Here is a 24,761-nt window from a genome sequence, read left to right as displayed (position 1 = left end):
TGCGTGTATCCTGTTCAAATTTCTATCGCGGCAATAGATAGCATCGAATGCGCCCGTTTCAAGGCGGGACATTCGATTGCCGCGCGGCGATAAGCGGAGGATCAGGCGAGGCTGCGCCGCGCCTCGTCATGGCCGAAAGTCAGCCCGGAGGCGCGCACGCTTCGGTTTCGGCCGTGGTTCTTGGCGTCGAGAAGAGCGGCGTCAGCCCGCGTCAGCAGGGTAGCGACGGGCCCGTCGTCCGGAGCCGAGGCAATGCCGACCGAGACTGAAACCGTGCCCAGAATCCGGCCGCGATGCGACAGAGGGGTGGTGCCGATCCGGGTCCTCAGCCGCTCGGCAAGCTCGAAACCTGCCGCCTCGTCTGCTTCCGGCAGCAACACCGTAAATTCCTCGCCGCCGAAACGATAGGCGCTGCCGGCGTCGGCCACCGTATCGACGATGATCTGCGCGACATATTGCATGACGACGTCGCCGGCATCGTGGCCGAACTCATCGTTGAAGCGCTTGAAATGGTCGATATCGATCATCAGGCAGGTGAGTGGCTTGCCGCCCTGCCCGCGCGGCTCACGGTTCAGCGCCTCGTCGAGGCAGCGCCGGTTGAGCAGGCCCGTCAGCGCGTCGCGCACCGCCAGATTGGTGAGCTTCTCGCGCAGCTGAAGATTGGCGACGGCCAGCCCGATGTTTTCGGCGATCAATTCGAGATAGAGGCGCGATGCTTCGACTGCGAATGTTTCGTCAGAGCGCTCCTCGAAATAGAGGAGACCAATGGTATCGCCCTGGGCTGTCAGCGGCACGCAGAGACCGACCGCGCCATCGTCGTCGAGATGCTGGCAGGCGATGTCGCTGTGACCGCGATTGCTGACATGCGGCCGGCCGCGGCGAAGTCCCCAGCAGGCGCTGGACGGGAAGGATGGCGCAGAATGCTGCGGATCGAACCAACTGCCGACGCGGGTCAAGAGCGTCCGGCTGTCGCTCAGCACGTAGAGATGGCCAGCAAGATTGGGAAAGACCTGCGGCGCGAAGCGGGCCACGACCTCGGCCAGTTCGTCCTGGCTCTGGCAGGCCTGCAGCCGGTGCATCATCTGCAGGATCAGGTCCTTGGTCTGCTGGTCCAGGCGCCGCTCCGCATCGAGCCGATCACGTTCGATACCGTTTTCCCGAAAGATATGGATCGCCTTGTTCATCTCGCCGATTTCATCGCGGCGCCGATCGAGCGGCACTTCCACAGCGTAGTCCTGCTCGGCGAGACGCGTGACGATGCCGCTCATGCGGGTGAGCGGCATGGCGACGCGGCGCTTGAGAATGAAATAGAGCACGCTCAGGAACAGGGCGGCGGTGATGCCAAGCATCGTCTTGGCGGCGATGGCGAACCAGTCGCTGCGCGCCTGTGCCTCGTTGAGCGCCCCGCCTGTGCGAGCATTGGTCAAGTCTCGAAACCGTGCGACCGTGTCGAGAAGCGCTGTCTGCAGGCGCTCGTGCTCCGGGCCGAATAGCTTCTCCAGGGCGGTCGTGCGATCGCCCTTCTGATAGGCCTCGATGGCGGCAACCTCGATCTTGTCGAGTGCCTCTGCCTCGCGCATCGTCTCCTGAAGGGCTGCGATCTCGCCCTGGGACGCGCCGAAACTCGTGGCCGTCTTGATCGCCTCTTCGCGCTTGCGCTCCTCTTCCTCCGCGCGATGGAAGGTTTCGAGGTGACGCTCGTCGCCGCGCATGACGTAAAGGCGCGCCTCGTCGGTCCGTACTTCCGCTCCGAGCGCAAGTTCTTCGCCAAGCGTATCGAGGGCAAGATGCTGTTCGACCGCGCGCCTCTCCTCGAGAGCGCTATTCGTCGACAGGATGAAGGCGGCGCCCGAAAGCCCCGTCAGAAGCACGGTAACGCCGTAGGCCCAGTTGGTGATCGCATTTATTCGCATGAGAAGAGCTTACCCTGCGCGGATTGAAAGCGGATTAATCGCATTCCCTGGCTTCGGCAACAGGCCCGGAGCATGTTGACGCGGGCGGCACGGCTTTTGTTCCATTGCGCGCTACGGGCGGGAACAACCGGTGGTGATGCCCGGGGGGCCAGCATAGCGAAACGCCATATCGCACGGATGTCAGCGCAGGCTACCTCCTCCGGTGGGACACGTTGCGCGCAGCGGATCGCTCAAGTAGGTTCGATCTCGAAGGCGCTGGTGAGGCCAGCCGCTGGAATATTCTGGTATCGCGTAGAACCCGGCAGCCCATGCCGGGCAAGAGGACGGCCGAAAGGCCGGGTGCAAATGACACTGTCGGGCAAGCGTATTCTCCTGATCATCTCCGGCGGCATCGCGGCCTATAAGAGCCTCGATCTCATCCGACGTTTGCGGGAACGCGGGGCGAGCGTGCGGCCGGTGATGACGGCCGGCGCGCAGCAGTTCGTGACCCCGCTTGCCGTCGGCGCGCTGTCCGCCTCGCACGTCTATATCGATCTCTTTTCGCGCGAGGACGAGCAGGATGTCGGCCATATCCGACTGGCGCGCGAGTGCGACCTGATCGTCGTTGCGCCGGCGACCGCCGACCTGATGGCCAAGATGGCGAACGGCCATGCGGACGACCTCGCCTCCACCATCCTGCTCGCGACCGACCGGCCGGTGCTGATCGCTCCCGCGATGAACCCGAAGATGTGGGCGCATCCGGCAACGCGCCGCAACCGGGCGACGCTCGCCAAAGACGGCATCCGCTTCATTGGCCCCGAAGCCGGCGAGATGGCGGAAAGCGGCGAGGCCGGGGAAGGCCGCATGAGCGAGCCGCTTTCGATCGTGGCCGCCGTCGAGGATCTTCTCGGCGGCGCCGCGAAGCCGCTTGCCGGGCGCAGCGTGATCGTAACCTCAGGGCCGACGCATGAGCCGATCGACCCAGTGCGTTACATCGCCAACCGTTCCTCCGGCAAGCAAGGCCACGCGATCGCCGCCGCGCTGGCAAAGCTCGGCGCTAATGTCACACTCGTCTCCGGCCCGGTGACGATCCCGGATCCCGCCGGCGTCAAGGTCGTGCACGTGGAGCGGGCCGAGGAAATGCGCGACGCGGTGCTAACCGCCCTGCCCGCCGATGTCGCCGTGATGGTTGCCGCCGTTGCCGACTGGCGGGTAGCCAGCGCTGCCGGCAACAAGATCAAGAAGAAGCCGGGCGAGGCCCCGCCGCCGCTGCAGCTTGCCGAAAACCCCGATATCCTGAAGACGGTCGGCCATCATACCAAGCGGCCGAAGCTCGTGATCGGCTTTGCCGCCGAGACCGAAAACGTCGCCGACAACGGCCGCGCCAAGCTCGAGCGCAAGGGCGCCGACTTCATCCTCGCCAACGACGTTTCGCCGGCAACCGGCATCATGGGCGGCGACCGCAACAAGGTGAAGCTGATCTCCCCTGCCGGCAACGACGACTGGCCGGAGATGGACAAGGACGCGGTTGCGGAAAAGCTGGCCGTGATGATTGCCGAGCAACTGGCGCGGATCGACAAGGGCTAGCTCCGAATTACCGATGCCCCTCACCCTAGCCCTCTCCCCGCAAGCGGGGCGAGGGGGGACGTGCCCTGAGTGAACGAAGCGTTCGCAGCAAGCAGATAGATTCGGGAGAGTGCGGCATGTCCCTTCTCCCCGCCTGCGGGGAAAAGGTGGCGGCAGCCGGATGAGGGGCCATCGACCATCAAGATACTGCGCCTCAAGCCATCTGACGTGTCTTCACCGGCGTCCCCTGCGTCGAGAACAGCCGGACATCGACACCATTCTCACCGACAATGACCGCCGTGCCGTCCGGGATTTCCACCCAGGCGCTATCGTCGTCGTTGAGCGGCTCGGAAACGAGGCAATAGCCGCCGCTCGGGCCCATGGGTGCCGCGTAGAGCGTCGGCGCCTTCCAGTCGGAGGCATAGCGCACGGCGTAGAGATCCTGGCCGTCGGAGAAGGCGGCGGTGAAGCGGACCAGCACCTGGCGTTCGAGATGTTCGGCAAGCTGCTCGACGAAGGCGAGTGCCTCGGCGATCGCGCCGAGCGGATCGCGGTCGAGCCCGAACTGCATGGCAAGCAGGAACAGAAGCTCGGAATCGGTCGTGCCGGTGCGCGCCGAATAGAGATCGTTGTCGAGCATGCTCTCCATCGGCCGGCGCAGATGCTCGAAGTCGCCGATCTGGCCGTTGTGCATGAACGACCAGCGGCCGAAGACGAAAGGATGACAGTTGTCGCGCCTTGTGCCACCGCCGGTCGCGGCGCGCACATGGGCAAGAAAGAGCGGCGAGCGGATCTGGCGGGCAATGCTCTTGAGATTGCAGTCCGACCAGGCGGGCAGGATATCGCGGTAGCGCCCCGGCTCCGGGTGATCGCCATACCAGGCGATGCCGAAGCCGTCGCCATTGGTGGCCGTCTTCGCCCGCGTCGCGCAATGGGACTGTTCGATCAGCGAGTGCGCGGGAGAGGTTACCAGTTCCTCGAGATAGAGCGGGTCCCCGCGATAGGCTGCCCAGCGGCACATGCTGATTTCACTCCAGCTCCGCCCCGTAGACTCCGGAGCGATTCGTTAACCATGACGAAGTGCGATGTTCCAACGGAACATGGTAAAAATGCGTTAACACATTCCCCCTTGGTCAAGATGAGCCTGGCCGGAACGCACAGATTTGGCCGTTTCGATGGACACCGTTCCCCTATTACCGTCGCATTTCGAATAAATATTCCATATTGACAAAACTTGCACAATTCATTTCATTTTGGACCGATTGCAGCGGCGCCGACCGGGAGGACTTCAACATGGCCAGCAAGCGCAAACTCGGGATCGGCCTGATCGGCACGGGCTTCATGGGCAAGGCCCATGCGCTCGGCTTCACCATTGCCGCGCGGGTCTTCGACCTGCCCTTCGAGCTCGATCTCGTTTCGGTCGCCGACGTGACCACCGAGAGCGCTGAACGGGCTCGCGGCCAACTCGGCTTCCGCAAGGCGACTGCCGACTGGCGCGAACTTTTGACCGATCCGGATATCGACATCATCGACATCACCACGCCGAACCTCCTGCACAAGGAAATGGCGCTGGCGGCAATCGCCCATGGCAAGCATGTCTATTGCGAAAAGCCGCTGGCGCCGACCGTCGCCGAATGCAGCGAGATGGTCGAGGCCGCCGAGAAGGCCGGCGTCGTCACCCAGGTTGGCTTCAACTATCTCAAGAACCCGCTGATCTTCCTTGCCAAAGACATCATCGAAAGCGGCGAGATCGGCGAGATCCGCTCGATGCGCGGCATCCATGCGGAAGATTTCATGGCCGATGCCAACGTGCCGTGGGGCTGGCGCCTGAACCCGGCCAGCGGCGGCGGCGCGCTTGCCGATATCGGCAGCCACATCATCGCCTCCATGCGCCACCTCGTCGGCCCGATCAAAGCGGTGTTGGCCGAAACCATCATCCAGATTCCGGAACGCCCCGTTGCCGCCGGCTCCAGCGAAACACGCGCCGTCGAGGTCGACGACATCACGCGCGCCTTCGTGCGGTTCGAGAACGGCGCCACCGGCAGCTTCGAGGCCAGCTGGATCGCAACGGGGCGCAAGATGCAGCACGATTTCGAAATCTACGGCTCCAAGGGCAGCATCGTCTTCACCCAGGAGCGGCTGAACGAAATCCGCCTCTACAAGACCGGCGACGACATCCGCACCCGCGGCTTCCGCACCATCTGGGCGGGACCGGAGCATCCGCCCTATGGCGCCTTCTGCGTGGCTCCCGGCCACCAGATCGGCTTCAACGACCTGAAGGCGATCGAGGTCAAGGAATTCCTCGACGCCATCGCCGGGGGCAAATCACCCTCGACCGATTTCCGCGAAGGCTTTGAGGTACAGAAGGTGCTGTCGGCGACCTATCAGTCTGCCAGGACCAATGAATGGGTGCATATCTAGAAAATGGAACGTCTGTTCTATGCCGTTCCCGGCTAATCGATTAGAGTGAGGATGCAAACGACACCGAAGACCGAGGAGACGAATAAGACATGGCCATGCCGGAAACGACGACGGAGGTCCCGCAGGATTTCGAGGCGCTGAAGGCCGCCATTCTGGAACGCAAGGCGCAGCTACCGAAACGGCTGCGCCAGGTCGCCGCCTATTCGCTCGACAATCCTGACGAAATCGCCTTCGGCACGGCGGCGAGCATCGCCACCTCCGCCGAAGTGCAGCCGTCGACGCTGGTGCGCTTCGCTCAGCATTTCGGCTTCGAGGGCTTCTCCAGCCTGCAGCAGATCTTTCGCGCGCGGCTGCGCGAGCGCACGCCCGGCTACGAGGATCGGCTGAAGGCGCTGAGCAACAACGACCATAGCAGGCTCGAAAGCGGCTCGATCTTCAACGGCTTCGTCGCCGCCGCCCACCGCTCGCTCGACAACATCGCCTCTTCGGTCGATCCGGGAGCCTTCGAGCGGGCCGTCGACATTTTGGCCAAAGCTGACACGATCTACCTGATCGCCAAGCGCCGCTCCTACCCGATCTCCAGCTACATGGCCTATGCCTTTGGCAAGCTGAAGGTGAAGTACCAGCTCGTCGGCACGGCCGCCGGCATCGACGAGGATGTGCTGGCCATGGCGACGAAGAACGATGCGGCCTTTGCCGTCAGTTTCTCACCCTATGCCTCCGAAAGCGCCGCCCAGGCGAGGCTTCTCGCGGAACGCAAGGTGCCGGTCGTGTCGCTGACGGATTCGGCCTTCTCGCCGCTCGCGGAATCCTCGAAGGTCTGGTTCGAACTGGTCGAGGCCGACCATGCCGGGTTCCGTTCGCTCTCCGCCAGCATGGCCTTCGCCATGGCGCTGACCGTCGCCATCGCCGAGAAGCGTCAGCGCCTTGCCGAAGGTGGCTAGGTCAAACGGAACAGATAGAATGAAAATTCCATATTGACGAAACGTCGGAATTTATGTTTCATACCGCCATCACCCACAGTACGAAAATGGTCGGGCCCGCCAAGGTGTCCGCGGGGAGGAAGCAGTGAGCCAGAACGTTTCGGCACAGGGAGCAAAGTCGCTCGACCTGATCACCATCGGCCGAGCCTCGGTCGATCTCTACGGCCAGCAGATCGGCACGCGGCTTGAAGACGTTTCGAGCTTTGCCAAGTCGGTCGGCGGGTGCCCGTGCAACATCTCGGTCGGCACGGCCCGCCTGGGCCTCAAGTCGGCGTTGCTGACCCGCGTCGGCGACGAACAGATGGGCCGCTTCATCCGTGAGCAGCTCATCCGTGAAGGCGTCGAGACGCGCGGCATCGTCACCGATCCGGAGCGGCTGACGGCGCTCGCCATCCTCGCGGTCGAAAACGACAAGTCCTTCCCGCTGCTCTTCTACCGCGACAACTGCGCCGACAACGCGCTCTGCGAAGACGACGTTTCGGAAGACTTCATCCGCTCGGCCCGCGCCATCCTCGTCTCCGGCACGCATTTCTCCAAGCCGAACACCGACGCCGCCCAACGCAAGGCCATGCGCCTTGCCAAGGAAAGCGGCGCCAAGATCGTCTTCGACATCGACTACCGTCCGAACCTCTGGGGTCTTGCCGGCCATGATGCCGGCGAGAGCCGCTACATCGCCTCCGACCGGGTTTCGGCGCACCTGAAGACCGTTCTTGCCGATTGCGACCTGATCGTCGGCACGGAAGAGGAAGTGCTGATCGCGTCCGGCGAAAGCGACCTCTTGCAAGCGCTGAAGACAATCCGCTCGCTTTCCAAGGCGACGATCGTTCTGAAGCGCGGACCGATGGGTTGCATCGTCTATGACGGCCCTATCTCCGACAATCTCGAAGACGGCATCGTCGGCAAGGGCTTCCCGATCGAGGTCTACAACGTGCTCGGCGCCGGCGACGCCTTCATGTCCGGCTTCCTGCGCGGCTGGCTGAAGAACGAACCGCATGCAACATCTGCCACCTGGGCCAATGCTTGCGGCGCCTTTGCCGTATCGCGGCTGCTTTGTGCGCCTGAAATTCCGACCTGGACCGAGCTGCAGTTCTTCCTGGAAAACGGCAGCAAGGAACGGGCGCTGCGCAAGGACGAGGCGATCAACCACGTTCACTGGGCGACCACCCGTCGCCGCGACATTCCGCTTCTGATGGCGCTTGCGATCGACCATCGCAGCCAGCTCGAAGATATGGCCGCCGGCGACCAGGCTCTGCTTGCGCGTATTCCCGCCTTCAAGGTGCTGGCGGTCAAGGCCGCCGCCCAGGTCGCGGCCGGTCGCTCCGGCTTCGGCATGCTGATCGACGATAAATACGGCCGCGATGCGCTTTATGCCGCCGGCGCACACCACGATTTCTGGATCGGCAAGCCGATCGAGCTCCCGGGCTCGCGGCCGCTGCAGTTCGAATTCAGCCAGGACCTCGGCAGCCGCCTGATCGATTGGCCGGTCGATCATTGCATCAAGGTGCTCTCCTTCTACCACCCGGATGATCCCGCAGACCTCAAGGCGCAGCAGGTGGCGAAGCTCCGCTCGGCCTTCGAAGCGGCCCGCAAGGTCGGTCGCGAGATCCTGATCGAGATCATCGCCGGCAAGCATGGCAAGCTCGACGACCAGACGATCCCGCGGGCGCTGACCGAACTCTACGACGCCGGCCTCAAGCCCGACTGGTGGAAGCTCGAGCCGCAGGCAAGCCGCGGCGCCTGGGCGGCGATCGACGCCGTGATCGAGGCCCGCGATCCGCTCTGCCGCGGCGTGGTGCTCCTGGGCCTCGAGGCGCCCTATGAGCAGTTGAAGGATGGCTTTGCAGCCGCCCGCACCTCGAAGACGGTCAAAGGCTTCGCCGTCGGCCGCACGATCTTCGCCGATGCCGGCAAGGCCTGGCTCGGCGGTACGATGACAGACGAGCAGGCGATCGCCGACATGGCCGGAAAATTTGGGGCGTTGGTGGATCTCTGGCTGCAACTGGGTGAAACAAAGGCGGCATAGGATCGACGGATAACCATCGATAATGCTGCGGACAGGGTGGAACGGGACGATTCCGCCACGAGGAGGAAACAGACAATGAGCCAGAAGACCGTGCGCCTGACCATGGCCCAGGCCGTGGCGCGGTTCCTGACCCGCCAGATGACCGTGATCGACTGCAAGAAGGTACCGATCTTCGGCGGCGTCTTCGCCATCTTCGGCCACGGCAACGTTGCCGGCGTCGGCGAAGCGCTGCATGCAATCAAGGACACGCTGCCGACCTACCGCGCTCAGAACGAACAGGGCATGGCCAATGCAGCGATCGCCTTTGCCAAGGCGAGCTTCCGCCGCCGCTTCATGGCCTGCACAACCTCGATCGGCCCCGGCGCACTCAACATGGTGACCTCGGCGGCACTCGCCCATGTCAACCGCCTGCCTGTCCTGTTCCTGCCCGGCGACGTCTTCGCCAATCGCCGCCCCGATCCGGTGCTGCAGCAGGTGGAAAGCTTCGGCGACGGCACGATCTCGGCCAATGACTGCTTCCGTCCGGTGTCGCGTTACTTCGACCGCATCACACGGCCCGAACAGATCGTGCCGGCGCTCCGCCGCGCCATGCAGGTTCTCACCGATCCGGCTGATTGCGGCCCCGTCACGCTGTCGCTCTGCCAGGACGTGCAGGCTGAAGCCTATGACTATCCGGAAAACTTCTTCGACGAGAAGGTCTGGGTGCCGCGCCGCATCGAGCCCGATCTCGACGAACTGGCAACGGCAATCGCAGCGCTGAAGCAAGCGAAGAAGCCGATCATCATCGCCGGTGGCGGCGTGCTCTATTCGGAAGCGACCAAGGAGCTCGGCGACTTTGCCGAACGGCACGGCATTCCCGTCGTCGAAACGCAGGCCGGCAAGTCGGCGCTGCCGCATTCGCATTCCCTTAACATGGGCTCGGTCGGCGTCACCGGCACTTCCGCCTCCAACGCGCTCGCCGAGGACGCCGATGTGGTTCTCGCCGTCGGTTCGCGGTTGCAGGATTTCACCACCGGTTCCTGGGCGCTCTTCAAGAATGAGGGCCTCAAGATCATCGGCCTCAACGTCCAGCCGTTCGATGCCGGCAAGCACAACGGCCTGCCTCTGATTGCCGACGCCCGCGCCGGTCTCAACCGGATCTCTGGCGGTCTCGGCAGCTACAAGGCCGACCCGAGCTGGACCGCCAAGGCCAAGGCCGGCAAGGCCGAATGGCTGACGGCTGCCGACAAGGCGACCGCCACGACCAATGCGGCGCTTCCCTCCGATGCCCAGGTGATCGGCGCCGTCCAGCGCGCCCGCGGCGGCAAGAACACGACCCTCGTCTGCGCCGCCGGCGGTCTGCCGGGCGAGTTGCATAAGCTCTGGCAGGCGGAAGAGCCTGGCGGCTACCACATGGAATACGGCTTCTCGACCATGGGCTACGAGGTCGCCGGCGGCCTCGGCGTCAAGCTTGCCAAGCCCGAGAGCGATGTCATCGTCATGGTCGGCGACGGCAGCTATATGATGCTGAACTCGGAGATCGCCTCCTCGATCATGCTCGGCGCCAAGTTCACCATCGTGCTGCTCGACAATGCCGGCTACGGCTGCATCAACCGGCTGCAGATGGGCACCGGCGGCGCCAACTTCAACAATCTCTTGAAGGACACCCATCACGTCGAGCTGCCGCAGATCGACTTCGCGGCCCACGCTGCCGCGATGGGCGCCGTCACCCGCAAGGTCGGCTCGATCTCCGAGCTCGAAGCGGCCCTCAAGGAGACGGCGGGCGAGGCGCGCACGACCGTCATCGTCATCGACACCGACCCGCTGATCACCACCGAGGCCGGCGGCCACTGGTGGGATGTGGCAGTGCCCGAAGTCTCGGGCCGCAAGCAAGTCAACGAGGCGCGCGAGGGCTACGTAAAGGCGCTCACCTCCCAGCGCTTCGGCTAAGATTGCCCTTTCGGCGCCCGCGTCTTTGCCTGTCGGGCAACGTCCGGAAGGATGAGACATCGAGAGCGGCCCCTCACCCTAACCCTCTCCCCGCGAGCGGGGAGAGGGAACACGGAGGGCGCGGCATTTCCCTTCTCCCCGCCTGCGGGGAGAAGGTGGCGGCAGCCGGATGAGGGGGCAATCGCCCCGTCCCCGCTGCGCACCCATGAGGCACCACGAACGATCCGCCTGCGCGGACAATGCTATAGGAAACGACTAACATGATCCGCTACGGAACCAACCCGATCGCCTGGAGCAACGACGACGATCATACGATCGGCGCGCATCTGACGCTCGAGGATTGCCTCTCCGATTGCCAGAAGATCGGCTTCGACGGCATCGAGAAGGGGCACAAGATGCCAAGCGATCCGGAGGCACTGAAGCAGAAGCTCGCCTCCTACGATCTCGTCTTCGTTTCCGGCTGGCATTCGACCAACTTGCTCACCCACGACGTCGAGGCCGAGAAGAAGGCGATCCAGCCACATCTCGACCTCCTGAAGCACAATGGTTGCAAGGTGGCGATCGTCTGCGAAACCTCGAACGCCATTCATGGCGACGACACGAAGTCGGTTGCCAACGATAAGCCGGTGCTGCCGGCCGACCAGTGGAAGAAGTTCGGTGCCGACCTCGAAGCGATCGCTGAGTATTGCGCCGGCCAGGGCATCGACCTCGTCTACCACCACCACATGGGCACGATCGTCCAGACCGGCGAGGAAATCGACCTCCTGATGCAGAACACCGGGCCGGCGACCAAGCTGCTGCTCGATACCGGCCACGCCTGGTTCGGCGGCTCCGATCCGGCGGAAGTCGCAAGCAAGTACATGCACCGTGTACGCCACATCCATTGCAAGAACGTGCGGCCGGCCATCCGCAAAGTCGTCGAAGGTGAAGACCTCTCCTTCCTCGAAGGCGTGCGCCGCGGCGTCTTCACCGTGCCCGGCGACAGCGAGGGCGGCGTCGACTTCCTGCCCGTGCTGAAGATCGCGGCCGAGCACGACTATTCCGGCTGGCTGGTGATCGAGGCCGAACAGGATTCGGCCGTGCGCAACCCGTTCGAATACCAGTCACTCGGGCTGAAGTCGCTGAAGGCCCTTGCCAAGGAAGCCGGGCTCGACAAGTAAGCTCACGGTTTCGGTCGCCGGACTTCACGGGGATTGCCCCTCATCCGGCTGCCGCCACCTTCTCCCCGCTTGCGGGGAGAAGGGATATGCCGCTGGCTCCCCAATTCCTCGCGACGTAAGGTGGAGAGCATGCGGCAAACTCCAGATTCCCTCTCCCCGCCTGCGGGGAGAGGGTTAGGGTGAGGGGCAAGCCACACGTTCAGAGCGCCCCGGGAAAGGAATCAGGGAGACCGTCACATGTCCAAGCTGCTCGTCAAACCGAAGGCCAAATCGGGCCTGATGCAAAACGTGACGCCGGAGAGCGCCGGGTGGACCTATGTCGGCTTCGCGCTTGAACGGCTGAAGGCCGGCGAAACGACCGAAGGCGAGACCGGTGACAAGGAAGTCTGCCTCGTGCTGGTCTCCGGTAAGGCGAAGGTATCCGTTGACGGCGAAAGCTTCGGCGAACTCGGCGGGCGCATGACGCCGTTCGAGGGCCAGCCCTATGCCGTCTATGTGCCGAAGGGCAGCCGCTGGCAGGCAACGGCGACTTCGGATCTGGATCTTGCCATCTGCTCGGCACCGGGCGGCGAGGGCTTCAAGGCGAAGGTCATCGCGCCGGGCACGCATCCGCAGATGACGCGCGGCAAGGGCACCAACACCCGCTACGTCACCAACATCATGCCGGAAGATGACGGTTCGGCGCAGTCTCTGCTCGTCGTAGAAGTGATTACGCCCGGCGGCCACACCTCCTCCTACCCGCCGCACAAGCACGACCAGGACGACCTGCCGGCCGAAAGCTATCTGGAAGAGACCTACTATCACCGGCTGAACCCGCCGCAGGGTTTCGCCATGCAGCGCGTCTATACCGACGACCGCTCGCTGGACGAGACCATGGCGGTCGAGGACGGCGACGTGACGCTGGTGCCGAAGGGATATCACCCCGTTGCCGCAGTACACGGCTACGACGTCTACTATCTCAACGTCATGGCCGGGCCGAAGCGTATCTGGAAGTTCCACAACGCCCGCGAACACGAGTGGCTGTTCACCGGCGTGTAAGTTTCTACTTACGCAATCGTGGCCCCATGCCTCCAGCCGCTGCAGCCAGTGGCGATTGTCGTCGATAGTCAGGCGTGAGCTATCCAAGCTCAAACCCGGAAAGCGGCATACACTTTTTGCTGCTCCGCTCTAGCTTCTGTGCTTTCAGGGAGGCCTCCATGCGCATCGACGGGCAATGCCACTGCGGCTACGTGACCTATGAGGCCGAGATCGATCCGGGCGACGTCGCGATCTGCCATTGCACCGATTGCCAGCAACTGACGGGATCCGCCTATCGCGTGACCGCAGGTACTGCCCGCGAGAACTTCCGGCTGACCGGCGGCGAACCGAAGCTCTATACGAAGGTCGCTGAAAACGGTCGCCAGCGGCTGCAGTTCTTCTGCCCGAACTGCGGCTCGCCGATCTATACGACCGGCACGGACGAGGATGCGTTGGAAGTCGGCATCCGGGTCGGCACGATCAACCAGCGCCGGGAGCTCAAGCCACGGTCGCAGATCTGGTGCTCCTCGGCGCTGCCCTGGATCGGCGATGTCAGGAAATTGCCCGGACGCGACCGCGATGAGGCGCCCTACTCTTAGATCACGATGGTTTAGAGCGGGATGCGGGCGGAAAACCGCACACACTTTTCCTCATCCCGCTCTGGCCGCTCAAGCGGCGGCCAGCAGGCCTTGCTTCAACGGCGCCCAGGCTTCGCCGATGACGACGGAAGCAGGTGTCGCCGTCATCTGCGACGGGTGTGCATCGGGGTTCGCTGCGAGATAAGTTTTCACAAGGTGATAGCCGATCGTATAGCCGGCCCAGCGCGGCAGCGCACGATCGCAGCCAAAGAACCAGCCGGCATGATCATAGCCCTCCGCCCAGAGTTCCCGCTCGGCGCGCTCCAGCAAATCTGCCCAATCGCCCGCTGCAATCGCGTGGTTCCAAGGATGGCCGTCGCCGCCATTGATCTCGACATCGAAGGCATCCGCAAGGCCCTCGGTGACCAGAGCTTCGCCGAGCTTGGAGCCGTAGCCGCAGGTCGCGTGGCGGAAGGAATGATGCAGCTCATGCGTCAACATTCTCCGCAACTCGCCGGCGGCAAGGCTGGCATGGAAGTTCTCGTTGTCGGGGTCGAGCGTCAGGTAGACCAATCCTCTGCGATAGCAGCTACCGGCCACACCCAGTTCGGGAATGGTCTCTCCCGGCCTGTTTTCGACGACGATATCGATGGGAGCGGCACTGTCGGCGGCAGGAACACGCGCGCCGACCCGCTCGGCCGTCTCGTCCACCTGGCGCAAAATCTGTTCGCGCCAAGCGGCAAGCGATCCATAGGCCTCAAGGAAGTGAACACGCAGGTCCAGCATCTGGCGAATCTCCCGTCATCGACATCACTCTACCGCGCGGCAAGGTAAGCATGCGGCCGGTGATTGCAACGCCGAGCGAGAGAAGGTTTCAACCTGCAAGCGAACCTGCGGCAAAAGGCGCAGGTCGGATGGCCGCCCTCGGCACCCGCCTGACGCCAAAAGCGGCACCTATGCCGATCAGGACCGGATCGTCGTAGCCGATCACGGCGATGCCTGTGGCAAGGTCGCGCAAGGCGCCTTGCCAGCGCCGCTCGTTGTCGCGACTGACATTGGCCGAGATGACGACCGGGGTCTCGCCGGATAATCCCTCCGCCTGGAGGCGCGCGGCGATAGCAGGTGCAGTGCGACCGCCCATGTAGAAGATCGTCGTGGTCTTCGGATCGGCCAAAGCGCGCCAGTCCATGTCCGACGGCAAACCGCCATGACGGGAGTGGCCGGTGACGAAGCGCACCGCCTGGGCATGGTCGCGATGGGTGAGCGACAGGCCGAGACGCGCCGCCATGGCGCTTGCGGCGGTGATGCCGGGCACGACATCGACCGGGATCCCTTCCTGCTCCAGACGGGCGATCTCTTCGCCGGCACGGCCGAAGATCATGGGATCGCCGGCCTTCAGGCGAACGACACGTTTGCCGGCGCGCGCCAGCGCCACCATCATGTCGTTGATGTCCTCCTGCCGGCAGCTCTCGCGCCCGCCGCGCTTGCCGACCAGCATGCGCTTGGCCTCGCGCCGGGCGAGCTCCAGAACCTCGTTCGAAACGAGATCGTCGAACAGGATGACGTCGGCGGCTTGTAGGGCCCGTACCGCCTTCAGCGTCAGATACTCGCTGTCGCCGGGGCCAGCGCCGACAAGCGTCACGCGACCGGTGGCGGCATGGTTCGCCGACAAGCGCTCCATCTCCGCCACCAGCCGCGTCTCGACACCCTCCTCCGGTGTCGCTTGAAAAGCGAGATCGACGAACCGCTCCCAGAAGGCGCGGCGCGGCGCGCCGGGCTTGAGCCGGGCATTGACCTTGTCTCGCAAAGCCTGCGCCAGCGCTGCCCAATCCTTCAGCACCGGCGGCAGCAGCGTCTCGATGCGCCGGCGGATCGCCTGGGCGAGGATGGGTGCCGCACCATCGGTCGAGATCGACACCACGACCGGCGAGCGGTTGACGATGGAACCGAACTGAAACTGGCAGAAAGCGGGCTTGTCGATGACATTGACCGGTACGCCGGCCTGTTGCGCCGCCGCAAAAAAGGCTTGCGCTTCGTCGTCGCTCTCGCAATCGGCGACCGCAAGCGCGGCACCGGCAAGCACATTCGCCTGCCAGCTCTCGCGGTGATGGACGAGACGACCAGTGGGATGAGCGGCGCCCTGGCTGATCAAAGCCGCGCAGACCTCGCCGAGCTCTTCCTCCGGCGCATAGATATGAACCTCGGCGCCGCAGGCGGCCAGCAGTTCCGCCTTCCAGGCCGCGGCATCGCTGCCGCCCGCCACCACGACACGCTTGGCTTCGAGCGACCAGAAGACCGGCAGCTTGGCAAGCGCGGCCATGCTCACCGGCTCGCGGCGCGATTGAATTTCATTCCGCAGCGGCAGCAAGGCATCCATCGACGATCCCCCTGATCTCGGCGCGGCAGGAGCCGCAATTGGTTCCGGCGCTCAGCGCCCGCCCGACAGCTTCAACCGAACGGCAGCCGCCGCGGACAGCCGCGACGATCTGATTGACGCCGACATTGAAACAGGAGCAGACGGTCGCGCCGGGGTCCGGCCGGTCGGCGCCCGGCCGGCCGGCAACGAGCGCAAAGCGCGTGCGCAGGTCCGTATGCGAGGCGCTCAGCTGTTCGACCGCCCAGTTGCGGGCTACGGCGACGGGTTCAGGTGCGAGAAACAGCGCCAGCAGCAAGCGATCGCCGTCGAAGAAGGCGAGCCGTCTTTGGCCGGAGGGCCCATCCGCATAGCCGATCGGCTCGATGTCCCCAGTAAGGCCAAAGGTCTTCCGGCACCAGGCGACCCAATCCTCCGGCGTCGTCTCTGCAGCAAGTTCCAGACGCCAACCGCCCCTCGCCTTGGCGACGGCCCAGTAGCCGAGATCGAGACCCGAGGGGTTCGACGCGCTGACCGCAAAGCCGTAGGTCGAAGCGGAAAAACGGCGGATCGCAACGGCGGCATTTTTCGAGGCCGGCTGGCCCGAGACCGGATCGGTAACCGGCGGGACCAGCGCATCGATGCGCGCCTTGGCGGCAAACTGGTCGTTCCAGTGCATGGGCACGAAGAGATTGCCACGCGCCTGGCGCTCAGTGATGAGTGCGCGGACGATCGCCGAGCCGTAAGGGCTCTCAAGGGAAACGAGATCGGCGGGGGCGATGCCAAGATCCATCGCGTCACGCGGGTGGATCTCGACGAAAGGTTCGGCGAGGTGGGCGGAGAGGCGCGCGCTCTTACCGGTGCGGGTCATCGTGTGCCAGTGGTCGCGCACGCGGCCGGTGTTCAAGGTCAAAGGGAAGCCGCCACTGACGCGGGCCGGCACGGCGCTCGCAACCGCGACGAAGCGGGCACGCCCATCCGCGTGGAAGAAGCCACCATCGGCAAAGAAGCGGGTCTCGCCCTCTGGCTTCCCCAGCGATTGCGGCCATTGGAACGGCGCGAGCGCGTCGTAGGCCGCAGCATCGATCTCCGCATGGGCGCCGATGTCGAAATCGCGCCGCCCGTCATTCTCGAACGCCGAAAGACCAGCATGCTCGGCGAAGATTTCTGAGGGTGAGGTATAGGCGAAGGCACCCTGGAACCCCATACGGCGCGCCACTTCGTTCAGCTGCCACCAGTCGGCGCGGGCCTCCCCCGGGGCCGCGAGAAAGCCGCGCTGACGGGAAATGCGGCGCTCGGAATTGGTGACCGTCCCGTCCTTCTCGCCCCAGCCGAGCGAGGGCAGGAGCACATGGGCGTGACGGGTGGTGTCGGTCTCCTGGAGCACATCGGAGACGACGACGAAGGGACAGGCCTTGAGTGCGGCCTCGACGGCGTCGGCATCCGGCATGGAGACCACGGGATTGGTCGCCATGATCCAGATCGCCTTGATCCGGCCGTCTGCAACCGCACGAAACATGTCGACCGCCTTCAGCCCCGGCCTGGTCGCGATCGATGGCGCGCCCCAGAAGCGGCGCACCTGATCGCGGTGCCCGGCCTTTTCGATGTCCATATGGGCGGCAAGCATGTTGGCGAGGCCGCCGACCTCGCGGCCGCCCATGGCATTGGGCTGACCGGTCAGCGAAAACGGCCCCATGCCCGGCCGGCCAATGCGGCCGGTGACGAGATGACAGTTGATGATGGCGTTGACCTTGTCGGTGCCCGAGGAGGACTGGTTGACGCCCTGGCTGTAGCAGGTGACGACGTTTTCCGTCGTTTCGAACAGGCGGAAGAAGGCGGTGATTTCCGACGGTTCGAGCCCGGTCGATTGTGCCAAGGCGGACTCGTCAAGCGCGCTCGCCGCTGCGAAGGCTTCGGCGAAGCCGCTGGTATGGGCAGCGATAAAGGACCGGTCGTTAGTGGGGCTGGCGGCCAGATGGGCGAAAAGGCCGTTGAACAGCGCCGCGTCGCCATCCGGCCGGATGGCAAGATGCATGTCGGCGATATCGGCGGTCATCGTGCGGCGCGGATCGATCACCACCACCCGCATCTCGGGCCGCGCCGCCTTTGCCGCGGCAAGGCGCTGGTAGAGCACCGGGTGGCACCAGGCGAGATTGGAGCCCGTCAGCACCACGAGATCGGCAAGCTCCAGATCCTCGTAGCAGCCCGGCACCGTGTCCGAGCCGAAGGCGCGGCGATGACCGGCGACCGAGGAGGACATGCAGAGCCGCGAATTGGTGTCGATGTTGCCCGAGCCGATGAAGCCCTTCATCAGCTTGTTGGCGACGTAATAGTCTTCGGTCAGCAACTGCCCGGAGACATAGAAGGCAACCGAATCCGGCCCATGTTCTGCGATCGTCTGAGCGAAACGTGTGGCGACGATATCGAGCGCCTCGTCCCAGCCGGCCTGCTTGCCGTCGACCTCGGGGTAAAGAAGCCTGCCGTCTAGATCGAGGGTCTCGGCCAACGCCGAGCCCTTGGAGCACAGCCTGCCGAAATTGGCAGGATGCTCGACGTCGCCGCGAACGGAGACGGCGCCGTCCTCGGCCACCGTCGCGATAACACCACAGCCGACACCGCAATAGGGACAGGTGGTTCTCGTCTCAGAGGGCATTGCCTGTCCTCCTCCGGCATCGAGGCGCTGTTGAACCGGCGCCCTGAAGCCCTTCCTCCGTCATTCCTGTGCTTGTGACAGGAATCCAATCACGCGAAATCTTTCGCGTGATGGGTCCCCTTCGCGCCGTGGACGCGGCGCTGCTGGATCCCTGTGACAAGCACAAGGATGAGGAAGAGCGTGAGGTAGCGCGCAAGAGAACAGAACGGGGAACGCAATCATCCATGCGATTACTCCGCCGCGATCAGCAGGCTTTCGAGTGCGATGAACAGCGCGCCGCCGTCGTTGCGCACCGGGATCGTGCGCACTGCGCCGTCGTCGGCGCCGAGCGCCTTGCCGGTTTCGAGCGAGATCACCCAATTGTGCAAGGGGCAGGTCACCGCCGTGCCGTGCACGATGCCTTGCGACAGCGGTCCACCCTTGTGCGGGCAATGATCCTCGATGGCGAACACCTCGTTTTCGCCCGTGCGGAACACGGCGATCTTGCCCTGGGGTGTCTTCACGCAACGCGCGCCCCTCAGCGGAATGTCGGAGATGTCGCCGATTGAGATCCAGTTCATATCCATCCCCTCACTCCGCGGCTTCTGAAAAACCGACCGTCGCCATCGGCCGGAACTCGTGCTTGTCCTTGCCGGAGACGCGCTCCGACCAGGGATCGACCTGGGCGAATTTCTGGCTGAAGACGAAGCGGTCGAAATAGGCCTTGCGCTTGTCGGCATCGCCCATGATCTGGCGGCGGATTTCGTCTAGGCCGACGCGTTTCGCCCATTTGTAGATGCGCTCGAGATAGCGGGCCTGTTCGCGGTACATCTGCGTCAGCGCCACGATATGCTCCAGCGCCTCGTCTTCGGTCTTCACCAGCCCGAGCACCTCCGTACCCTTGATGTCGAGCCCGGCAGCACCGGCGAAATGGATCTCGAAGCCGCTGTCGACGCAGACGACGCCGATGTCCTTGCAGGTGGCTTCCGCGCAATTGCGCGGACAGCCGGAGACCGCCATCTTCAGCTTGGCCGGCGTCCACGAGCCCCACATGAACTTTTCGATGCGGATGCCGAGCCCCGTCGAATCCTGGGTACCGAAGCGGCACCAGTCGGAGCCGACGCAGGTCTTCACCGTGCGCAGCCCCTTGGCATAGGCCTGGCCGGAGACGAAGCCGGCCTTGCCGAGATCCGCCCAGACCGCCGGCAGGTCTTCCTTCTCGATGCCGAGCAGGTCGATGCGCTGGCCTCCCGTCACCTTGACCAGGGGGATATCGAACTTGTCGACCACGTCGGCGATCGCCCGCAATTCCCCGGAATTGGTGACGCCGCCCCACATGCGCGGCACCACCGAATAGGTGCCGTCCTTCTGGATATTGGCGTGGACGCGCTCGTTGATGAAGCGCGACTGGTAATCGTCGGCATATTCGTCCGGCCAGTCGCAGACGAGATAGTAGTTGAGCGCCGGGCGGCACTTGGCGCAGCCGCAGGAGGTCTTCCACTCCAGCTCCTGCATCACGGCGGGAATGGTCTTCAGCCCCTTGGCCTTGATCAGCCGGCGCACGTCGTCATGGCCGAGCTCGGTGCAGGTGCACATCGGCTGGACGGCAGCGGGATTGTAGGTGTCTCCGAGCGTCAGCGACATCAGTTGCTCGACGAGGCCGGTACAGGAGCCGCATGAGGCGGACGCCTTGGTATGGGCGCGCACGTCGTCGAGCGAGGTCAGGCTCTTGGTCGCGATCGTCGAGACAATCTTGCCCTTGCAGACGCCGTTGCAGCCGCAGATTTCCGCATCATCCGGCAAGGCTGCAACGGCCGCCATAGGGTCCAGCGGCGACCCTCCCTGATAGGCCTGGCCAAAGATCAGCGTGTCGCGCATTTCGGTAATGTCGGTGCCACGCTTCATCAGATCGTTGAACCAGGCGCCGTCGCCGGTCTCGCCGTAGAGCACCGTGCCGATGATGCGGTTCTCCTTGAGCACCAGCCGCTTGTAGATGCCGGCGGTAGCATCGCGAAGGACGATCTCCTCGCGTCCGTCGCCGTCGGCGAAATCGCCGACCGAATAGAGGTTGATGCCGGTCACCTTCAGTTTTGTCGGCGTATCGGAATGGACAAAGGCGGCGCTGCGATCGCCGGCCAGGTGACGCGCGGCAACCCGCGCCATCTCATACAGCGGCGCCACCAGGCCATAGACCATGCCGCCGACCTCGGCGCATTCGCCGAGCGCCATGATGTGGCCGTCGGACGTCTGCATACCGGCGTCGACGACGATGCCGCGGTTGGTGGCAAGCCCCGCCTCCTTGGCAAGGCCGACATTCGGTCGGATGCCGACCGCCATCACGACCAGTGTCGCCGGGATGATCCGGCCGTCGTCGAGTTCAATGCCCTCGACCTTCTCGTCGCCGACGATCCGCTTGGTATTCGCTTTGGTGATGACCTTGATGCCACGCTCTTCGACCGCCCTCTGCAGCAGGTAGCCGGCGGACGGGTCGAGCTGCCGCTCCATCAGCGTCGGCATGACGTGCAGGACGGTGACGTCCATGCCGCGTGCATTGAGACCGGCTGCCGCTTCGAGGCCGAGAAGACCGCCACCGATGACGACAGCCTTTTCGCGCGACTGGGCCGCAAGCAGCATCGCCTGCACATCGTCGAGATCGCGATAGGTGATGACACCGCGCAGGTCCTTGCCCGGTACCGGAATGATGAATGGCACCGAACCGGTCGCGATCACGAGCTTGTCGTAACTCTCGGTGACGCCATGGTCGGAGGTGACGGTCTTGGCGTCACGGTCGATGGCGATGATCTTGTGGCCCTTGTAGAGCGTGATCTCGTGCTTGATGTACCATCCGTCGCCGTGGATGATGATCTGCTCGTAGTCCTTCTCGCCCGAAAGCACCGGCGACAGCATGATGCGGTCGTAGTTGACGCGCGGCTCGGCGTTGAAGATCGTCACCGCGTATCGGCCCGAGGCCTTCTCGAAGAGTTCTTCCAGCATGCGGCCCGGCGCCATGCCGTTGCCGATGATCACGAGCTTTTCAGTGGTGTGTTCAGCCATGGGATCACTCCGCAGCTTCGACGAAGCGGTGGCGCTCGTAGAGGAACTTGAGCACGGCTTCGCGGCATTTGAGGTAGGTTCGGTCACCGGCAAGCTCGATGCGGCGGCGCGGGCGGGCGAGCGGCACGTCGAGGATCTCGCCGATGCGGGCCGATGGGCCGTTGGTCATCATGACGATGCGATCGGAAAGCAGCACCGCCTCATCCACGTCATGGGTGATCATCAGCACCGTGTTGCCGAGCTCGGCATGGATCTGCATCACCTGGTCCTGCAGATGCGCGCGGGTCAGCGCGTCCAGCGCACCGAAAGGCTCGTCGAGCAGCAGCACCTTCGGCTCCATGGCAAGCGCGCGGGCGATGCCGACGCGCTGCTTCATGCCGCCGGAGATTTCGGACGGGCGCTTGTCCGTCGCATGCGCCATCTGCACGAGTTCAAGATTGCGCATCGTCCAGTCGTGGCGCTCGGCCTTGCTCTTGGTGCGCGAGAAGACCTTGTCGACGCCGAGGCGGACGTTCTCGTAGACGGTCAGCCAGGGCAGCAACGAGTGGTTCTGGAAGACGACGGCGCGGTCCGGCCCCGGCTCGTCAGCGACCCGGCCGTCGAGCAGCACGACGCCGGTCGTCGCCAGCGTCAGGCCGGCAACGATGTTGAGCAAGGTCGACTTGCCGCAACCGGAATGGCCGATGATCGAGATGAACTCGCCCCTGTCCACAGAGAGCGACACCTGTTTCAGCACTTCTGTGCGCACGCCGCCGCGTTCAAAACTCTTGTCGATCAGTTCCAGCGAAAGATAGCTCTTGGTCATGGCTTTCCCCTCTCTCAAGCGGTTGCGGTGCCGCGGGTGACAACGCGGCCGACGAGGGCGATGAGGCGATCGAGCAGGAAACCGACGATGCCGACATAGATCAGCGCGACGATGATGTCGCTGATCAGCGAGGAGTTCCAAGCGTCCCAGATGAAGAAACCGATGCCGACGCCGCCGATCAGCATTTCAGCCGCGACGATCGCCAGCCAGGAGAGGCCGATGCCGATGCGCAGCCCCGTGAAGATGTAGGGGGCGGCGGCCGGCAACATGATCTTCGAAAAGTACTCAAAGGCGTTGAGGCGCAGCACCCTGGCGACGTTCTGATAATCCTGCGGGATGTTGCGGATGCCCACAGCGGTATTGATGATGATCGGCCAGATGGCGGTGATGAAGATCACGAAGATCGCCGAGGGGTTGCCGTCTTGGAAAGCAGCCAGTGACAAAGGCAGCCATGCAAGCGGCGGCACAGTGCGCAGCACCTGGAAGATCGGATCGAGCCCGCGCATGGCAAGCTGGCTCTGGCCAACCAGCGCGCCGAGCGCGATGCCGACGACCGCTGCGAGCGCATAGCCGACCGCGACGCGCTGAAGGCTCGCCGCGATATGCCAGAAGAGACCCTGGTCGACGCCCTGGCCGATATAGAAGGGATGGGCGATGAGCTCCCAGCTTTCCTCCAGCACCCGCGCCGGCGACGGCAGGCTGGAATCGGGCGCCGAACAGACAACCTGCCAGGTGATGAGGATCAGCGACAGCGTGACGATGAGCGGCGCGATGTTCGCGGCACCGGCGGCGAGCCTTTCGAGCAGCGGACGGCTGCTTCCGGGTTTCGCCGAGCGGGTAAAGGCGATCACGCGCGCGGCAGGTCGCGGCGCCGACTGGCCCTTGAGTTTGAGGTTGGTGACGGTCATGCCGTTCTCCTTGGTATTCGAAAGCGGATGCTGGCGGGCCATGCCGGCCAGCATCGGCGATGGCTCAGGCGACGCGCGAGATCGAAAGGCTCTTGAGGTAGGCTTGCGGATCCGCGGGATCGAAGATCTTGCCGTCAAAGAATTTTTCGACGCCACGCGAGGTGGAAGCCGGCACGTCGGTGACGCCCAGATCCTTGGCGGCCTCACGCCAGATATCCTCGCGGTTGACCTTGGCGACGAGCGCCTTGACGTCGGTATCGGGCGCAAACTTGCCCCAGCGGATATTCTCGGTGAGGAACCAGGTATCGTGGCTCTGGAAGGGATAGGAGGCGTGATCGCGCCAGAACTTCATGAAGTGCGGGCTCTGTTCGACGACCTTGCCATTGCCGTAGTCGTACTCGCCCTTGAGGCGATCAACGATGTCCTTCGGCGGCACGTTGAACCAGCTACGCTTGCCGACGATCTTCGCCAGTTCGTCCTTGTTCGCCATGTCGTCGCACCATTGCGCCGCCTCCTGGATCGCCATGGTAAGCGCCCTGGCAGCACGCGGATTCTTCTCCACCCAGTCGGCGCGCATGGCGAAGGACTTTTCCGGATGCTCGTTCCAGATTTCGGCGGTGTTGACGGCGGTGTAGCCGATCTTCTGGTTGACGAGCTGCTCGTTCCAGGGCTCGCCGACGCAGAAACAGTCCATGGTGCCGACCTTCATGTTGGCGACCATCTGCGGCGGCGGCACGACGATGGTTTCGACATCGCTATCGGGATCAATGCCACTGGCGGCGAGCCAGTAGCGGATCCAGAGATCGTGGGTGCCGCCGGGGAAGGTCATAGCCACCTTGGCGGCGGCACCTTCGGCCTTCTTTTTGGCGAAAGCTTCCTTGAGCGCGGATGCATCGAGGCCGACCTTGAGGTCGGCATAGGCCTGGCCGACCGAGATTGCCTGGGCATCGAGGTTGAGGCGCGCAAGGATCGCCATCGGCAGCGGCTGGTTGTTCTGAGTGACCTTGCCGGTCGAGATCAGATAGGGCATCGGCGTCAGGATATGGGCGCCGTCGATGCCGGCGCCGGCGGAGCCGAGCACCAGGTTGTCGCGGGTCGTGCCCCAGGAGGCCTGCTTGACCACCTCGACTTCGGTCATGCCGTATTTGTCGAAGAGGCCCTTCTCCTTGGCGATGATCAGCGGTGCCGAGTCGGTGAGCGCGATGAAGCCGAGCACGGCCTTGGTGGTTTCCGGCCCGGAGCCTTGCGCAAAGGCACCGGATGGGAAGGCCGACTTGACCGCGCCGAAGAGCGCAACGGTCGCGGTGGTCTTCAGCAGGCTTCGGCGGGTCAGACCGCCGGTCGAAAACTTGGTCATGCGCAGGTTCCTCTGCTGGCCGGATAACGGACATAAAAAAACGCCGCTCGGTGCTTGCGTCCGGGATCGGGAGGAACCCTCGG

At 64.2% G+C, this 24,761-nt stretch carries 18 protein-coding genes; 8 read left to right on the top strand and 10 right to left on the bottom strand.

Annotated features, from left to right (window positions below):
* Positions 1–101: 101 nt before the first annotated feature.
* Entirely contained in the window at positions 102–1,913 is a 1,812-nt protein-coding gene (locus AC070A_RS10650; RefSeq protein ID WP_057247964.1) for a sensor domain-containing diguanylate cyclase, read from the bottom strand.
* 345 nt (positions 1,914–2,258) lie between these two features.
* Between AC070A_RS10650 and coaBC the strand changes: the two genes are divergently transcribed.
* Complete coding sequence (gene coaBC, locus AC070A_RS10645; protein ID WP_110877872.1) at positions 2,259–3,479, top strand: bifunctional phosphopantothenoylcysteine decarboxylase/phosphopantothenate--cysteine ligase CoaBC; 1,221 nt, start codon at positions 2,259–2,261, stop codon at positions 3,477–3,479.
* Between the two features lie 193 nt (positions 3,480–3,672).
* On the opposite strand, the gene AC070A_RS10640 is transcribed toward coaBC, so the two are convergent.
* A complete protein-coding gene (locus AC070A_RS10640) occupies positions 3,673–4,479 on the bottom strand; it encodes a class II glutamine amidotransferase (RefSeq protein WP_057247962.1) in 807 nt (268 codons plus the stop codon).
* Between the two features lie 272 nt (positions 4,480–4,751).
* On the opposite strand from AC070A_RS10640, the gene AC070A_RS10635 reads away from it, so the two are divergent.
* The 7 genes from AC070A_RS10635 (at position 4,752) to AC070A_RS10605 (ending at position 13,590) form a co-directional block, all read left to right on the top strand.
* Positions 4,752–5,879, top strand: a complete 1,128-nt coding sequence (locus tag AC070A_RS10635; protein ID WP_057247961.1) for a Gfo/Idh/MocA family protein — start codon at positions 4,752–4,754, stop codon at positions 5,877–5,879.
* Between the two features lie 89 nt (positions 5,880–5,968).
* Positions 5,969–6,823, top strand: coding sequence for a MurR/RpiR family transcriptional regulator (locus AC070A_RS10630; RefSeq protein ID WP_057247960.1), 855 nt, complete (start codon positions 5,969–5,971; stop codon positions 6,821–6,823).
* Between the two features lie 124 nt (positions 6,824–6,947).
* Complete coding sequence (locus AC070A_RS10625) at positions 6,948–8,885, top strand: bifunctional 5-dehydro-2-deoxygluconokinase/5-dehydro-2-deoxyphosphogluconate aldolase (protein WP_057247959.1); 1,938 nt, start codon at positions 6,948–6,950, stop codon at positions 8,883–8,885.
* 75 nt (positions 8,886–8,960) lie between these two features.
* Positions 8,961–10,814 carry a 3D-(3,5/4)-trihydroxycyclohexane-1,2-dione acylhydrolase (decyclizing) gene (gene iolD / locus AC070A_RS10620; protein ID WP_492384462.1) on the top strand — a complete coding sequence of 618 codons (1,854 nt, stop codon included), beginning with the start codon at positions 8,961–8,963 and terminating at the stop codon, positions 10,812–10,814.
* Positions 10,815–11,074: 260 nt separating this feature from the next.
* Positions 11,075–11,974 (top strand): myo-inosose-2 dehydratase, encoded by a 900-nt coding sequence (gene iolE, locus AC070A_RS10615; RefSeq protein ID WP_057247957.1) that lies wholly within the window; start codon positions 11,075–11,077, stop codon positions 11,972–11,974.
* A 237-nt stretch (positions 11,975–12,211) separates the two neighbouring features.
* Complete coding sequence (gene iolB / locus AC070A_RS10610) at positions 12,212–13,012, top strand: 5-deoxy-glucuronate isomerase (RefSeq protein ID WP_057247956.1); 801 nt, start codon at positions 12,212–12,214, stop codon at positions 13,010–13,012.
* Positions 13,013–13,170: 158 nt separating this feature from the next.
* Entirely contained in the window at positions 13,171–13,590 is a 420-nt protein-coding gene (locus tag AC070A_RS10605) for a GFA family protein (RefSeq protein WP_057247955.1), read from the top strand.
* Between the two features lie 69 nt (positions 13,591–13,659).
* Here the strand turns inward: AC070A_RS10605 and AC070A_RS10600 are convergent, their stop codons facing one another.
* From AC070A_RS10600 to AC070A_RS10565, 8 genes are all read right to left on the bottom strand, one after another.
* Entirely contained in the window at positions 13,660–14,355 is a 696-nt protein-coding gene (locus AC070A_RS10600) for a DUF2268 domain-containing putative Zn-dependent protease (protein WP_112994153.1), read from the bottom strand.
* 88 nt (positions 14,356–14,443) lie between these two features.
* Positions 14,444–15,946, bottom strand: coding sequence for a siroheme synthase CysG (gene cysG / locus AC070A_RS10595; protein WP_057247953.1), 1,503 nt, complete (start codon positions 15,944–15,946; stop codon positions 14,444–14,446).
* A complete protein-coding gene (locus tag AC070A_RS10590) occupies positions 15,918–18,575 on the bottom strand; it encodes a nitrate reductase (RefSeq protein WP_492384461.1) in 2,658 nt (885 codons plus the stop codon). Before AC070A_RS10590 ends, cysG begins: the two co-directional genes overlap by 29 nt.
* A gap of 230 nt (positions 18,576–18,805) precedes the next feature.
* Positions 18,806–19,141: a nitrite reductase small subunit NirD gene (gene nirD, locus AC070A_RS10585; RefSeq protein ID WP_057247951.1), complete on the bottom strand. Its 336-nt coding sequence runs from the start codon at positions 19,139–19,141 to the stop codon at positions 18,806–18,808.
* Positions 19,142–19,145: 4 nt separating this feature from the next.
* Entirely contained in the window at positions 19,146–21,608 is a 2,463-nt protein-coding gene (gene nirB / locus AC070A_RS10580) for a nitrite reductase large subunit NirB (protein ID WP_057247950.1), read from the bottom strand.
* A 4-nt stretch (positions 21,609–21,612) separates the two neighbouring features.
* Positions 21,613–22,413, bottom strand: coding sequence for an ABC transporter ATP-binding protein (locus AC070A_RS10575; protein WP_057247949.1), 801 nt, complete (start codon positions 22,411–22,413; stop codon positions 21,613–21,615).
* A gap of 14 nt (positions 22,414–22,427) precedes the next feature.
* Positions 22,428–23,321 (bottom strand): nitrate ABC transporter permease, encoded by an 894-nt coding sequence (gene ntrB / locus AC070A_RS10570; protein WP_082615709.1) that lies wholly within the window; start codon positions 23,319–23,321, stop codon positions 22,428–22,430.
* A gap of 64 nt (positions 23,322–23,385) precedes the next feature.
* Positions 23,386–24,678, bottom strand: coding sequence for a CmpA/NrtA family ABC transporter substrate-binding protein (locus AC070A_RS10565; protein WP_057247948.1), 1,293 nt, complete (start codon positions 24,676–24,678; stop codon positions 23,386–23,388).
* Positions 24,679–24,761: the final 83 nt, after the last annotated feature.

Source organism: Ensifer sp. GW101-20A05 (assembly GCF_059424735.1).
This window is presented reverse-complemented; position numbering and strand designations above follow the sequence as displayed.

Excerpts from the sequence above, each read along its gene's own strand:
- AC070A_RS10650 (WP_057247964.1), bottom strand. The coding sequence starts at position 1,913 with ATGCGAATAAATGCGATCACCAACTGGGCCTACGGCGTTACCGTGCTT.
- coaBC (WP_110877872.1), top strand. The coding sequence starts at position 2,259 with ATGACACTGTCGGGCAAGCGTATTCTCCTGATCATCTCCGGCGGCATC.
- AC070A_RS10640 (WP_057247962.1), bottom strand. The coding sequence starts at position 4,479 with ATGTGCCGCTGGGCAGCCTATCGCGGGGACCCGCTCTATCTCGAGGAA.
- AC070A_RS10635 (WP_057247961.1), top strand. The coding sequence starts at position 4,752 with ATGGCCAGCAAGCGCAAACTCGGGATCGGCCTGATCGGCACGGGCTTC.
- AC070A_RS10630 (WP_057247960.1), top strand. The coding sequence starts at position 5,969 with ATGGCCATGCCGGAAACGACGACGGAGGTCCCGCAGGATTTCGAGGCG.
- iolD (WP_492384462.1), top strand. The coding sequence starts at position 8,961 with ATGAGCCAGAAGACCGTGCGCCTGACCATGGCCCAGGCCGTGGCGCGG.
- iolE (WP_057247957.1), top strand. The coding sequence starts at position 11,075 with ATGATCCGCTACGGAACCAACCCGATCGCCTGGAGCAACGACGACGAT.
- iolB (WP_057247956.1), top strand. The coding sequence starts at position 12,212 with ATGTCCAAGCTGCTCGTCAAACCGAAGGCCAAATCGGGCCTGATGCAA.
- AC070A_RS10605 (WP_057247955.1), top strand. The coding sequence starts at position 13,171 with ATGCGCATCGACGGGCAATGCCACTGCGGCTACGTGACCTATGAGGCC.
- AC070A_RS10600 (WP_112994153.1), bottom strand. The coding sequence starts at position 14,355 with ATGCTGGACCTGCGTGTTCACTTCCTTGAGGCCTATGGATCGCTTGCC.
- cysG (WP_057247953.1), bottom strand. The coding sequence starts at position 15,946 with ATGGATGCCTTGCTGCCGCTGCGGAATGAAATTCAATCGCGCCGCGAG.
- AC070A_RS10590 (WP_492384461.1), bottom strand. The coding sequence starts at position 18,575 with ATGCCCTCTGAGACGAGAACCACCTGTCCCTATTGCGGTGTCGGCTGT.
- nirD (WP_057247951.1), bottom strand. The coding sequence starts at position 19,141 with ATGGATATGAACTGGATCTCAATCGGCGACATCTCCGACATTCCGCTG.
- nirB (WP_057247950.1), bottom strand. The coding sequence starts at position 21,608 with ATGGCTGAACACACCACTGAAAAGCTCGTGATCATCGGCAACGGCATG.
- AC070A_RS10575 (WP_057247949.1), bottom strand. The coding sequence starts at position 22,413 with ATGACCAAGAGCTATCTTTCGCTGGAACTGATCGACAAGAGTTTTGAA.
- ntrB (WP_082615709.1), bottom strand. The coding sequence starts at position 23,321 with ATGACCGTCACCAACCTCAAACTCAAGGGCCAGTCGGCGCCGCGACCT.
- AC070A_RS10565 (WP_057247948.1), bottom strand. The coding sequence starts at position 24,678 with ATGACCAAGTTTTCGACCGGCGGTCTGACCCGCCGAAGCCTGCTGAAG.